The sequence below is a fragment of the Methanoculleus sp. MH98A genome (genome assembly GCF_000691865.1).
In the GTDB taxonomy this organism is placed as follows: domain Archaea; phylum Halobacteriota; class Methanomicrobia; order Methanomicrobiales; family Methanoculleaceae; genus Methanoculleus.
In genome coordinates this window covers 1-13,173 of sequence record NZ_JMIO01000070.1, presented here as the reverse complement: position 1 = coordinate 13,173, position 13,173 = coordinate 1, and the positions used below count along the sequence as shown (strand labels likewise).

Annotated in this window: 13 protein-coding genes; 11 read left to right on the top strand and 2 right to left on the bottom strand. The window is 62.2% G+C overall.

The features are described from left to right. Window positions 1–75: 75 nt before the first annotated feature. Window positions 76–1,092, bottom strand: a complete 1,017-nt coding sequence (locus EI28_RS09675) for a GNAT family N-acetyltransferase (protein ID WP_048114440.1) — start codon at window positions 1,090–1,092, stop codon at window positions 76–78. 202 nt (window positions 1,093–1,294) lie between these two features. Between EI28_RS09675 and EI28_RS09670 the strand changes: the two genes are divergently transcribed. The 7 genes from EI28_RS09670 to EI28_RS09640 all read left to right on the top strand — a co-directional run bounded on the left by EI28_RS09670 (window position 1,295) and on the right by EI28_RS09640 (window position 7,049). Then, entirely contained in the window at window positions 1,295–1,486 is a 192-nt protein-coding gene (locus EI28_RS09670) for a hypothetical protein (protein WP_011845147.1), read from the top strand. A gap of 119 nt (window positions 1,487–1,605) precedes the next feature. After that, window positions 1,606–3,000: a phenylacetate--CoA ligase family protein gene (locus tag EI28_RS09665; RefSeq protein ID WP_048114438.1), complete on the top strand. Its 1,395-nt coding sequence runs from the start codon at window positions 1,606–1,608 to the stop codon at window positions 2,998–3,000. A 5-nt stretch (window positions 3,001–3,005) separates the two neighbouring features. Beyond that, window positions 3,006–4,115: a CapA family protein gene (locus EI28_RS09660; protein WP_048114442.1), complete on the top strand. Its 1,110-nt coding sequence runs from the start codon at window positions 3,006–3,008 to the stop codon at window positions 4,113–4,115. A 151-nt stretch (window positions 4,116–4,266) separates the two neighbouring features. Beyond that, window positions 4,267–5,181, top strand: a complete 915-nt coding sequence (locus EI28_RS09655; protein WP_048114436.1) for a thiamine pyrophosphate-dependent enzyme — start codon at window positions 4,267–4,269, stop codon at window positions 5,179–5,181. After that, on the top strand, window positions 5,175–6,287 hold the full coding sequence (locus tag EI28_RS09650; RefSeq protein ID WP_048114434.1) for a transketolase C-terminal domain-containing protein: 1,113 nt from the start codon (window positions 5,175–5,177) through the stop codon (window positions 6,285–6,287). Before EI28_RS09655 ends, EI28_RS09650 begins: the two co-directional genes overlap by 7 nt. Beyond that, a complete protein-coding gene (locus EI28_RS09645) occupies window positions 6,280–6,807 on the top strand; it encodes a 2-oxoacid:acceptor oxidoreductase family protein (protein ID WP_048114433.1) in 528 nt (175 codons plus the stop codon). Before EI28_RS09650 ends, EI28_RS09645 begins: the two co-directional genes overlap by 8 nt. Then, a complete protein-coding gene (locus EI28_RS09640) occupies window positions 6,804–7,049 on the top strand; it encodes a 4Fe-4S binding protein (RefSeq protein ID WP_048114432.1) in 246 nt (81 codons plus the stop codon). Before EI28_RS09645 ends, EI28_RS09640 begins: the two co-directional genes overlap by 4 nt. On the opposite strand, the gene EI28_RS09635 is transcribed toward EI28_RS09640, so the two are convergent. Then, window positions 7,027–7,416, bottom strand: coding sequence for a hypothetical protein (locus EI28_RS09635; protein ID WP_048114430.1), 390 nt, complete (start codon window positions 7,414–7,416; stop codon window positions 7,027–7,029). The two genes, EI28_RS09640 and EI28_RS09635, sit on opposite strands and share 23 nt — an antisense overlap. 159 nt (window positions 7,417–7,575) lie before the next feature. Here EI28_RS09635 and EI28_RS09630 point away from each other — a divergent pair, with 159 nt between their 5' ends. The 4 genes from EI28_RS09630 to EI28_RS09615 all read left to right on the top strand — a co-directional run. After that, window positions 7,576–7,878: an Hsp20/alpha crystallin family protein gene (locus EI28_RS09630; RefSeq protein WP_048114429.1), complete on the top strand. Its 303-nt coding sequence runs from the start codon at window positions 7,576–7,578 to the stop codon at window positions 7,876–7,878. Between the two features lie 138 nt (window positions 7,879–8,016). Further along, entirely contained in the window at window positions 8,017–10,173 is a 2,157-nt protein-coding gene (locus tag EI28_RS09625) for a thioredoxin domain-containing protein (RefSeq protein ID WP_082223147.1), read from the top strand. Window positions 10,174–10,188: 15 nt separating this feature from the next. Then, entirely contained in the window at window positions 10,189–10,731 is a 543-nt protein-coding gene (locus EI28_RS09620) for an OsmC family protein (RefSeq protein WP_048114425.1), read from the top strand. A 247-nt stretch (window positions 10,732–10,978) separates the two neighbouring features. Beyond that, a partial coding sequence (locus EI28_RS09615; RefSeq protein WP_048114423.1) for an Eco57I restriction-modification methylase domain-containing protein occupies window positions 10,979–13,173 on the top strand: 2,195 nt, incomplete at its 3' end.

Sequence of the window (13,173 nt, the reverse complement as noted above, 5' to 3'; positions counted from 1 at the left end):
GGCATCGGGAGTCCCGAACAGTGATTTTTGAGATAACATATCTCGCCCGGTGCCGTGGGGGAGAGACAGCAAACCCTAAACCCTGCCGGTCGCCATCATCAACCGTTTCACAAAGGAGCGGTATGCCCACTCGGAAAACGCGCCGAAGGTGTCTTTCTTCTCGATCTCAAAGTACATCGCAAGATCGGGGTTGAACTTCGATTTGAAGAAGGCCAGATCGGGGTTGTTCGCACCCATGTTCTCGAACGTCCGGTAGCCTTCGGCATGTGCATGCCGGATCAGGAGCCACTGGAGATACTCGTTCCCCGCGTGAGCGCTCTCGATCTTCGGCGTTCCCATCCAGAGCAGGAACCGCTTGTACTCCTGGGCGGCCACCACGGCCGCGACCTCGTCCTCTGCATCGTAGAGTGTGTAGACCCCTATCCGGTCCGGGTAGGCACGCACGAGATCCTCGAGGTAGTCGCGCCTGATCGGCGGGATGTCGAGCGACGGGTCGCGGTAACGATCGGAGATGAGCGCATGGAGCGTGGAGACATCGCTGGATCTCTCCAGCCGGAGACCTGTTTTCGCTTCCTTCTTCAGCTTGCTGCGGAGTTTGTAGTGGAGGTTGTTCCAGATATCCTCGAGCGGCCGTTCCAGATCGATGGTGTAGGTATACCGGACCCGTGCATCGCACCGATCCCAGAGGTAGTGGCGTATATCGTGAAAGCCCGGGACGAAGGCTATCGAGAGGTAGTTCGGCGAGAGATCGAGGAGCTCCGCGCGAATCTCCTCCGCGATCTGCCCGAGAAGGGATTCTTTCTTGCTCCGCTTGAGCGACCCGAACTTCCCGCTCGTCACGCACCCGAGGTGGGGAATCACCGTGAGAGGCGGTGGTGAAAAAACAGCGTTGATGCCGTGCACCCGCTTCCAGAAGAGCGGGAATACACAGAGTGGTTCGTCTCCCTTATAGATCGCGTAGGCAAGGAGCGTGCTCTTCGTGTGTTTTGCCGTCAGGTGCAGGTAGTCCCACTTATGAAAGAGGAGGCCCGAAGGGCTCTCGTCGATGAAGGCATCCCAGGTATCCCGGTCCCCGACTCTGATCGCTGTCATCCCTTCCGTCACTCCGGTGCTGTCATGCAGTCTGCGGCTCGGCGACCTCTAATCATCCCCCGGATTCATATATACCTTTCCGAGGTTTCGCCGGAACGCGCAGCCGGTCGCCACGGGGCCGGGCGCAGCCACCCCACCCGGGCGGCGAGCCCGGCCTCGCTGACAGGAAATCTTTATATACCGGAGCACGTGAGGTAGGGGCATGGTCGCACTCCGCCTCCTCGCCATGGACGACGTTTCGTTCCGCTCATGGGAGGGCAACGGTTCGGGTGCATATGCCGACATCTGGGTGATCATCCCGGAAAAAAATCTCTTTCCTGAGTTCCTGAAACACTTTTGCCGTGCATCCGACCGGGATCTGATCGCGATCCCGTACTCCGAGAACTTCTTCTGAACCTGCCGGGTGTCCGGGGAAGCCGGTCGTCTTCATGGTGCTGCCGGTGCCGTCCAGCCCTACTGTGAGCAAAACGTTTAATGCAAAGTATGGGTATGAGCACTCCGATGGGTGTGCGGATGAATCATCGGGGATTGCGGGCTTTCCGGCTTGAGAATTCTGTGACCGCGAGGGCGCTGTGCATCCTCCCCGCATACTCTGCATACATTAAGACCTACACCCTCCTCCGGGAATCCCGGCAATGGAACCGGGAAGAACTCGCGGCCTACCAGGCGCAGGCGCTCGCGCGCCTGCTCGACCACGCCTACGAGAATGTCCCTTACTACCGCCGGGTCTTTCAGGAGCGCGGTCTCGTCCCGGAGGACATCCGGGGCCCGGAGGAACTCGAACTCCTCCCGTTCCTGACCCGGGAGGACCTCCAGAACAACCTCCCCGACCTGAAAGCCCGGAACTACCCGGAGTCTGCCTTCGAGTACGTCACCACCGGCGGCTCCACCGGGATCCCGGTCGGCTTCTACTACGAGAAAGGGGTCTCCCGTGCCCGGGAATGGGCGTTCATGAAGACCCAGTGGGACCGCGTCGGCTACCGGTTCGCCGACCGCTGCGTCGTCCTCCGGGGCTACATCGTCGGGTCTGCTAAAGACGGCGTCTTCTGGAAGAAGACCCTCTTTGGCCGGTGGCTGCTGATGTCCTCCCATCACATGACCGAGGAGACGCTTCCCGCCTACATCGACCGGATCAAGAGGTTCAAGCCACGGTTCATCCAGGCGTATCCCTCGGTGGCGACGATCCTAGCACGATACATGCAGGAGCACGGGATCGAGCCGTTCCCGACCGTCAGGGCCATCCTCTGCGGGTCGGAGAACCTCTACCCCTGGCAGCGCGACCTGCTCGAGGAGGTCTTCGGCTGCCGCGTCTTCTCCTGGTACGGCAACTCCGAGCAGACGGTGCTTGCCGGGGAGTGCGAGGAGAGCACCCACTATCACATCTTCCCCGAATACGGGATCGTCGAACTGATCGGGAGGGACGGCCGGCCGGTTAAGGGCCCGGGGGCCATGGGCGAGGTGGTCACGACCGGCCTCATAAACCCCATCTGCCCTCTCATCCGGTACCGCACCATGGACGTCGCGGTTCTCGGGGCGGACTCCTGCACCTGCGGCCGTGCCTACCCGATGCTCGAGCGGGTCGAGGGGAGGCTCCAGGAATTCATCGTGACGAAGAACCGCCGGTTCATATCGATGACCGCGGTAAACATGCACTCCGACATCTTCGACAACGTCGCACAGTTCCAGTTTCACCAGGAGAAGGAGGGAGAGGCTCTGCTACGAATCGTGAGAAAACCCGGGTACAGCGACCGTGACACGGAACGCATCCTCCGGGAACTCGACAGAAAATTCGACGGCGACGTGGACGTCACTATCTGCTTCGTCGATGAGATTCCCCGCACCCGGCGCGGTAAGTACCAGTTCCTGATACAGGAACTCCCGCTGGGTCACGCGGGCATTTCGGTGTGAGAAACATGCAAAAACTCAGGTTAATTGCAGTAGGAGACATATGGGTTCGGACGGCGAACTATCAATACCCGTTCGGGAGAGTCCGTCACCTTCTTGAAGGGAAGGACGTCCTCTTCGGGAACCTGGAGACCACCCTCTCGGATACGGGAGAACCCGCAGAAAAGCACCACGTGATCTTCACATGCCCGGATGCGGCCCGGCACCTGAAGGAGGCCGGGTTCGACGTCATGAGCGTCGCAAACAACCACTCCGGCGACCTCGGTGCCGAGGGATTCAGGAACACCCTGAAGGCACTCGAGAGACGGGGCGTCGTCGCCATTGGCGGCTCGGCGACCGAAGACCGGCAGGAACCGGTCATCCTCGAGAAGAACGGCGTCTCGATCGGGTTTGCAGGTTATACGATCGGCAAACTCGCCATATCGCGCGAGGTCTCGGTCAACCGGCTGATCGAGGAGGACATCCTCAAGGATATCGCATCGCTCAAAGGCCGGTGCGACCACATTGCCGTCTCGCTGCACTGGGGGACGGAGATGGCCTACTACCCTTCTCCCGAGCAGATCGACCTTGCCCACCGGCTCATCGATGCAGGGGCCACCCTGATCCTCGGGCATCACTCCCATACCATGCAGGCGATCGAACGCTACCACGGGGGCCTCATTGCCTATTCGCTCGGCATGTTCCAGTTCGAACCGCGCTGGCCCCATAACATCTCGCGGGAGGCGATCATGCTCTCGGTCGACCTGCAGAAGAACGGCGTCGTCGGGACGCATGAGACGGCGCCGCTCATCATCGATGACGACTTCATACCCCGTCCCGCCGAGGGGCTGATGGGTGAGGAGATCCTGAACTTCCTTTCCGAGATCTCGCGGCCGGTCGCCGAAGGCAGGCTCACCAGAAGCAGGTGGTTTGAGGAGATCGCGCCGGTCTACATGAAGATGAACCTCGAGAGTTACCGTTACCGGATACGCCGCAAAGGTCTCTTCCCCCTCATGGAGATGGGAGCCTGGTTCTTCACGCCGTTCTGCCTGAAATGCTGCGCAGGCCTGATCCGGCGGCTGTTTCGCCCGGAAATGGCGCGCAGGAGGCGCGCCCCGGGACAGAACGCCGGGGACTGAACGAAAGTGAGTGCCGGGGCACGCAGGTGTCCGGTTCAACCGGACGCCGCCCCGGGCCTGTTCTTCGACGCATTCTTCATTCCGGCCGGGCATTCCCCGGGAAGGCCACCGGGTCCCCGGGAACGGATCGCAAAAACCCTCATTACAATCTATGACAAATATAAACGCGAGGAGTGTAACCAATTTGTCAGCGATTCCAAAGGAGGAGTATCTCTATAAGTGCACGTCCGCCTGCGCGGGGTGCAGCTCTTCCCTGTGTCTGCGTTACGTGCTCAAAGCCGCCGGACCCGACTCCGTCCTGGTCGTACCCGCCTGCTGCACCAGCGTCATCCAGGGGATTTACCCCGCCACGGCGATGAACGTGCCCGTCTACAACGTGGCGTTCGCCGCATCCGCGGCCTGCGCCTCCGGCATGAGCGAGGCGTTTGCGGCCGCAGGAAAGGAGACCAACGTCATCGTCTATGCGGGCGACGGCGGAACGGTCGACATCGGAATTCAGGCGCTCTCCGGTGCCTTCGAGCGCGGCACCAATTTCCTGTACATCTGCTACGACAACGAGGCATACGGCAACACAGGCATGCAGCGGTCGGGTGCAACACCGCTCGGGGCGCGCACCACCACGACCCCCGGCGGCAAGCCCACGACCAAGAAAGACCTCGACCGGATCATCGAGGCGCACAACCCGCCCTACATGGCGACCGCCTGTAGCGCCTACCCCCTCGACCTCTACAAGAAGGTCAAGAAGGCGCTCTCGATCGAGGGGCCCAAGTTCATCCACATCCTCGCACCGTGCCCGCCGGGGTGGCGTTACCCCACGGAGAAGACGGTCGAGATGGGGAAACTCGCCGTGAAGACGGGGACGTGGATTCTCTACGAGCGCGAGTTCGGGAAACTCTCGATCAGCGGCCCGTCGAAGGCGGCGATGAAGCGGCCCGCGCCGCTCGAGGACTATATCAGGGGCCAGGGCCGGTTCAAGAACCTGAGTCCCGAGACCCTCGACCTGATGCGCCAGCAGGTGCAGCAGAACATCCAGCGGCTCTCCCGTGAGGAGGCAGGCGTATGCTGACGATAGCGACCGGCAACAGAGCGGTGGCCGACGCGGTGAAGGCCGCGAAACCGGGCGTCATCGCCGCATACCCGATCACCCCCCAGACCGAGATCGTCGAGCAGATCGCCGAATACGTCACCGGCGGCAACCTTGAAAGCCGCTATATCCCGGTGGAGAGCGAGCACTCGGCGATGGCGGCCTGCATCGGGGCGAGCGTCGGGGGCGTCCGGACGTTCACGGCGACGAGTTCCCACGGCCTCCTCTACATGCACGAGATGGTTCACTGGGCCGCGGGCGCGCGTCTCCCCATCGTCATGGCGAACGTCAACCGCGCCCTCGGGCCCGGGTGGAACACCTGGGCGGAGCATACCGACGCCTTCTCCCAGCGCGACACGGGCTGGCTGCAGGTCTTCGTGGGCACCGTCCAGGAGGCCTACGACGCCACCCTGATGGCGTTCAAGATCGCCGAGGACGAGAGGGTTCTCCTCCCGGTGATGGTCAACCTGGACGGGTTCACGCTCAGTCACATCACGCAGTCGCTCGATACGATGGAGATCGGCGACTTCCTGCCGCCCTTCCACCTCCCGCACGCCATCGACACGGAAAACCCCCTCGGCTACGGGCCCATGACCGGGCCGGCAGACTACTTCCGGTTCCGGTGGGACATCGAGCGGTCGATGCGCGACTCCCGGGGCGTGATCACGGAAGTCGAGCGTGAGTTTGCGGAGCGGTTCGGCCGCTCCTACGGCCCCACCGAGGACTACCGGTGCGAGGATGCCGACGTCGTCGTCGTCGCGATGGGGACGCTCGGCAAAGAGGCGGAGGTGGCGATCGACCGTCTCCGCGACGAGGGGATCAGGGCCGGATCCATGCGCCTGCGCTGGTTCCGCCCCTTCCCGGACCTCGATCTCGCCGGCCGGGAGGTCGTGGTCATCGACCGCGACTACTCCTTCGGCTTCGGGGGCGTGGTGGCGCACTCGATCAAATCGAAGACCGGCGTCGAGCCCTACAGCGTGATCGCCGGTCTCGGCGGCCAGGAGGTCACCTACAACGATATCGCGGACTTTGTCCGGAACCGCCATCCGGGCGAGGAGATGTGGTTCGGGGTGAGCGACCATGTATGAGATCAGGATCCATTCCCGGGGCGGGCAGGGCGGCGTCACCGCCGCGAAGCTCCTCGCCCTCGCGGCGTTCAGGGACGGAAAGCACGCGACCGCCTGCCCGTTTTACGGGGCGGAGCGGCGCGGGGCTCCGGTCGTCTCGTTCGTCAGGATTGACGACGAACCGATCAAGGTGTACAGCCAGATCCACGAACCGGATCTCGTGATCGTGCTTGACACGAGCATCATGGACGTGGTGAACGTTCTGGACGGCCTCAAGGCCGACGGCACGGTTCTCTTAAACAGCGCCCATCCGGTTGCCGGGTGCAACGGAACCTGCCGTCACGTCGACCTGACCGGGATCGCGCTCGCACAGAACCTGGTGGTCGCGGGAAGCCCGATCCTGAACACCCCGGTGCTCGGGGCGCTCGCGAAGATGGGCATCGTCACCCTCCCCTCGGTGGAGCAGGCGATCCGGGAGATGTTCTCTGACGAGCGGAACGTGAAGGTCGCCAGGGCGGCGTATGAGGAGCTGAAGATATGAGAGAGAGACTTGCGCTCAGCAGGCCGAAGGAGGCTGCGTCGGGAAAGACCGGGACGTGGCGGACGTTCCGGCCCGTGGTGGACAAGGAGACGTGCAACGCCTGCGGCCTCTGCGCCCAGTACTGCCCCGACGGAGTCATCGACGAGGAACTGAATATCGACCTCGACTACTGCAAGGGGTGCGGCATCTGCGCGAACGAGTGCCCGAAAGGGGCGATCGCTATGGTTCGGGAGGAACGCTGACCCCCTCGTCATCGAGGGGGCATTGCGCCATATACTCCAGGTTGAACCGGTAGAAGTGCGTGTAGCCGCAGTTGCGGCACCGGGTCGTGAAGTGGTTGCACCCGATCGCGAGGTCGTGCGGACCCGCGACCCCGCAATTTTTGCATCGTCCGTCGGCCTCAAGGGTCCATAGATCGTAACGCCCGATCGGCGTGCAGGTTCCGACCGCCCCGGTGTTCTCGAACCGCGGGATGAATATCCGGGTCGCCCCGCAGGCAGAGCAGATCACCTGCGCCTGCGCCGAGACGGCTTTTATGATCTGGTCAGCATCCTCGCCGCAGTGGTAGCAGCGGGTGCGGTGCCGGGTGAAGATGAACCGCTCGCTCATGCATGATACTTGAGGAGCGCAAGATAAAACCTCCGTCCCGGAGTACGGCCGCCCGCACTCCGGGACGGCGGGTTGGTGCCGCCCCCGGGCCAGGTCACGGCAGGAGGCAAACGTTAAATAGCACCCCCGCACCTCTGTTGCCGAATAGGAGGTTATGAGATGGCAGCGTTGAGAGTCGCACCCTATGTCTGCGCTTACTCGGATGAGAACGAAGAGAATCTTCACATCGAGATCGAGCTACCCGGGGTCGATAAGAAGGATATCACGTTCAAGATGCAGGAGACCAGTTTTTCCATCGATGCAACCCGCGGCGACGTCCGCTACGTCGGCACCTACGCGATCGGCTGTCCGGTCGACACCAACAAAGCGAAGGCGACGTTCCGAAACGGCCTGCTCGCCGTGGATGTCCCCTACATGCAACCGGTCGCAGAGGAGACGAAAGAGATCCCAATCGCGGAGTGAAGGGCCTTCGAGGCACGTCTTTTTTTTGCCGCCGGGAGCCCTTTACCCCGATAGCGGGAGATAGGCATTCGCACTCCCGGGCCGCTCCCTGCACAGGGAGGAGTCACCTTTATTAGCCAGCATCCGCACGTCAGGGATATGAACCCGGCACGCGGATACGACCCGGAAGCGCCAATGCAAGAGGAATCGCCACCGAACCGGCTGATCAACGAACAGAGTCCTTACCTCCTCCAGCACGCCCGTAACCCCGTCGACTGGTATCCCTGGGGTGAGGAAGCGTTTTCACGGGCGCAGGAGGAAGGGAAACCCATATTCCTTTCCATCGGCTACTCGGCCTGCCACTGGTGCCACGTCATGGAGGAAGAGTCGTTCGCCGACCCGCAGGTCGCGAAACTCCTAAACGACGTCTTCGTCTGCATCAAGGTGGATCGCGAGGAGCGGCCGGATATCGACCAGGTGTACATGGCGGCCGCCCACGCGCTGACCGGGGCCGGAGGATGGCCGCTCACCATCCTCATGACCGCCGACAAAAAACCCTTCTTTGCGGCGAGTTACATCCCGAAGGAGAGCCGTTACGCGATGACCGGCCTTCTGGATCTCATCCCCCGGATCAGCAAGGTCTGGCAGACCCGGCGGCAGGAGCTCGAGAACGCCGGCGACCAGGTCATCCAGGCGCTGCAGAACGCGGCGAGAACCTCGACGGAGGAGGGCGAACTCGACGAGGCGGTCCTCGACGAAGCCTATAACACCTTCTTCCGGGTCTTCGACGGGGAGAACGGGGGGTTCGGGGATGCACCCAGGTTCCCCACGCCGCACAACCTGATATTCCTGCTCCGGTATGGGAACCGGACCGGGAAGGAGCCGGCATACACGATGGTCGAGAAGACGCTGCACGCCATGCGGCGGGGCGGGATCTTCGACCAGATCGGCTATGGGTTCCACCGTTACTCGACGGACACGGAGTGGTTCGTCCCGCACTTCGAGAAGATGCTCTACGATCAGGCGCTCCTCGTCATGGCGTATACGGAGGCCTACCTTGCGACGGGGAGAGAGGAGTTCGCGAGAACCGCCCGGGAGACGATCACCTACGTCCTGCGCGACATGACCGATCCGGGCGGAGGCTTCTACTCGGCGGAGGACGCCGACAGCGAGGGCGAGGAGGGGAAGTTCTACCTCTGGACGAAGGACGAGATCCTCGGCGTTCTCGGGGAAGAGGATGGCGAGCGGTTTTCGCGGATCTTCAACGTCACGGAGCCCGGGAACTACCGGGAGCAGCCCGGGGGGAAGAGGACGGGCAGGAACATCCTCCGCCTGCGACGGCCTCTCGCATCCTGGGCGCACGAGTTCGAAACCTCGGAAGACGATCTGGTGTGGTCCGTGGAGGAGGGGCGGCAGAAACTTCTTACGGCCCGGGAGCGGCGAGTCCGCCCGGGCAGGGACGACAAGATCCTCACCGACTGGAACGCCCTCATGATCGCCGCCCTCGCGAAAGCGGCCCGGGTCTTCGACGAACCGGACTACCTGGCGGCGGCGGAGAAGGCGGCCGCGTTCGTCCTCACCAAACTTCGCGGGCAGGACGGGCGGCTCCTCCACCGCTACCGGGGCGGCGAGGCCGGCCTCGCGGCAACCCTCGACGACTACGCGTTCATGATCTGGGCGCTCATCGAGGTCTACGAGGCGTCGTTTGTCCCCGGTCACCTCAAGACCGCCGTCGACCTCTCCCGGGACCTCATCGCCCGCTACTGGGACTGCAACGAAGGAGGGTTCTTCTTCGCGCCGGACGGCGCAGACATCCCCGTCCGCCAGAAACCGGTCTACGACGGGGCGATTCCTTCCGGCAACAGCGTGGCCATGCATGCCCTCTTCGCCCTCGGCCGGATGACGGCGAACCTCGAACTCGAGGAGACGGCGGAGCGGATACGGCGCGTCTTTGCCGGAACCGTCAGCGAGTCTCCTACCGCCTGCTCCCACTTCCTCACCGGCCTCGAGTTCATGCTGGGGCCGAACTTCGAGGTGATCATATCCGGTGTTCCGGACGCGGAGGATACGAGAGCGATGATCGGCGCCATCCGGTCGCACTACGCGCCCGATGCCGTCGTCATCTTCCGTCCTTCCGACGAAGAGGAGCCGGAGATCGTGGAGGTAGCCTGGTTTACCCGGGATATCGTGATGATCGAGGGGAAGGCGACGGCATACGTCTGCACCAACTACGCCTGCGACATCCCGACGACCGATCCCGACGAGATGGTGCGGCTCGTGCGATCGACGGGACGGCCGTCGGAACCGATCGTCTGATGTAGGGGAGCGACCATGAACGGGCGAAACGGAGTCAATATCGAGCAGGTGAATGTCCTCAAGGAGGCGATGCAGAAAGAGCCGAGGATCGGGCGAAGAACCCTCTCCTGCATCACGAGCTGGAACGGCGGCGCCCACTCCACCACGATCGTCCGGAACTTCGCCGTCCCGGCCGACGAACCGGCCGTCCTCGGCGGGAAGAACCAGGGCCCAAGCCCGACGGAACTTATGCTGACGGCGCTTTCCGCCTGCATCGCGACCGGTATCGCCTACAGCGCGGCGGAAGACGGGATCGAGGTCGATTCGATCGAGATCGATGTTGCGGGCGACCTCGATCTCAGGGGGTTCCTCAACATTGGCGATCTCCGACCGGGATTAGCGGAGATCCGCCTGACCGTCCGGGTGGATGCCGACGCGTCGCAGGAGTTGATCGAGGAACTCGTAAACCACGGCTACCGGCGCTCGCCGGTCGCAGCATCGCTCGAAGGCAGGGTGCCGGTCAGGGTCTGCATCGGGCGGGAGGAGACGAGGACAGTGGAAGCCCGGAACGCACCGTGAGCCTGCGAAGGACGCGAGGACCCGGATAACCCACGAGACAGCGGATGCTGCAGCAAGCAACGGGGCTCTGACGGACACCCTTCTTGCCGGGGCCGAGACCGGCGGGTGCGACTCAGTGAGCGGGGTAAAGGAGGGACTGGAGCTGGCGGCCTCCGGCTGACGATAAAATCAGTATCCCGCTCCGCCGGGCGGCGTGAATAAATGCAAACCCTAATGGCTGCCTCCTTTCTATATTCCATTGATCGCCATGCCCGCCCCACCCGAAATAGTCGATCTGGTCAAGCGGTTCGACCAGTACTATACGAAATACACGTCTCCGTCCTACAACGAGTTCCAGGTCAGAAAGGAGTTCATCGACCCCTTCTTCGAGGCCCTCGGCTGGGATGTGAACAACCGCTCAGGGCTTGATGAGCGCTACAAGGACGTCATCCACGAGGATACCGTCAGGGTGGAGGCGTCCACCAAAGCGCCGGACTACTCGTTCCGGATCGGCGGCATGCGGAAGTTCTTCGTCGAGGCGAAGAAGCCCGCCGTGAACCTCAAGGAAAACCCGGAGCCCGCCTACCAGGTGCGCCGGTACGCCTGGAGCGCGAAACTGCCGGTCAGCCTGCTCACGGACTTCGAGGAGTTTATCGTCTACGACTGCACGGCGAAGCCTTCGTTGAAGGACATGGCCTCGGCAAAAAGGATTGGCTACTACCGGTACACCGACTATATCGAGAAATGGGACGAGATCGCGGCGATCTTCTCAAAGCAGGGCATCCTGACCGGCGGGTACGATGACTACGTCGAGAGCCTGAAACAGAAGAAGGGCGGGAAGGGCACCGCCGGCATCGACGACGCCTTCCTCGCGGAGATCGAGGGGTGGCGGGATATCCTCGCAAAGAACATCGCGCTCCGGAACAGGGAGCTCTCGGTCAGAGAACTGAACGCGGCGGTCCAGAAGACGATCGACCGGATCATCTTCCTGCGGATCTGCGAGGACCGTGGGATCGAGGAGTACGGGCAGCTGAAGCGGATCGCCGCCGGGAAGGATATCTACGAGCAGTTGAAGGGACTTTTCCGGTATGCCGACGATCGGTACAACTCCGGGCTGTTTCATTTCACTGCGGAGACCGGCTGGGAAGAAGAGCCGGACAATCTGACGCTCTCGCTTGCCATCGACGATAAGGTGCTCAAGCAGATCATCGGCCACCTCTACTACCCGGACTCGCCCTATGAGTTCTCGGTCTTCCCGGCGGATATCCTCGGCCAGGTCTACGAGCAGTTCCTGGGGAAGGTCATCCGCCTGACGGCCGGGCACCAGGCGAAGGTCGAGGAGAAGCCGGAGGTGAAGAAGGCGGGCGGGGTCTTCTACACGCCGACCTACATCGTGGAGTACATCGTGAAGCAGACCGTCGGGAACCTTGTTGCGGGGAAGGACCCGAAGGCGGTCGCCGGCCTCCACGTCCTCGACCCGGCCTGCGGTTCGGGGTCGTTCCTCCTCGGCGCCTACCAGCACCTCCTCGACTGGCACCTTGCGTGGTACATGGACAACCTGGTGCCGCTTCTTTCGGGCGGGGCGAAGGTGACCGACGCGGCGGTGCTCACACTCCTGCCGGCAAAACCCGCGCCGGTGAAGAAGGGCCGCGGTAAGAAGAAGCGGGGGGACGAGTACTTCCTCCCGGTCTACCAGGCGACCGATACCGACTGGCGGCTGACGACGGAGGAGAAGAAGCGGATCCTCCTCAACAACATCTACGGCGTGGATATCGACCCGCAGGCGGTGGAGGTGACGAAACTCTCGCTCCTCCTGAAGGTGCTGGAGGGCGAGAAGTCCGAGCGGATCGGCAAGCAGCTCACGATCACCCAGGAGCGGGTCCTGCCGTCGCTCCACAACAATATCAAGTGCGGGAACTCTCTGATCGGCCCGGATATCTACAACGACGTGCAGTTGACCCTCGACGACGAGGAGACGATCTTCCGGATCAATGCCTTCGACTGGAACCGGGCGTTTCCGGCCATCATGCAGGCGGGCGGGTTCGATGCGGTGATCGGGAACCCGCCGTATGTGCGGATTCAGGCCATGAAGGAGTGGGCGCCAATGGAGGTGGAGATCTATAAACGCACCTATGAGTCTGCAAACAAAGGGAACTATGACATTTACGTAGTTTTTGTCGAAAAAGGACTAAAACTGCTGAATAAAGATGGCCACTTGGGATTTATTCTCCCTCATAAGTTCTTCAATGCCCAATATGGTAAGGGGCTTCGAGAATTGATCGCATGTGGCAGGCACATTCGTTCAATAGTCCATTTTGGTCATCAGCAGGTATTTGCCAATGCCACGACCTATACATGCCTTCTCTTTCTGACCGCAAAGGGACAGGATACATTCATCTTCGAAAGTGTTGCGAATTTAGACGATTGGAAATCTTCTGGCAGATCAATCCAAGGTGAGATGTC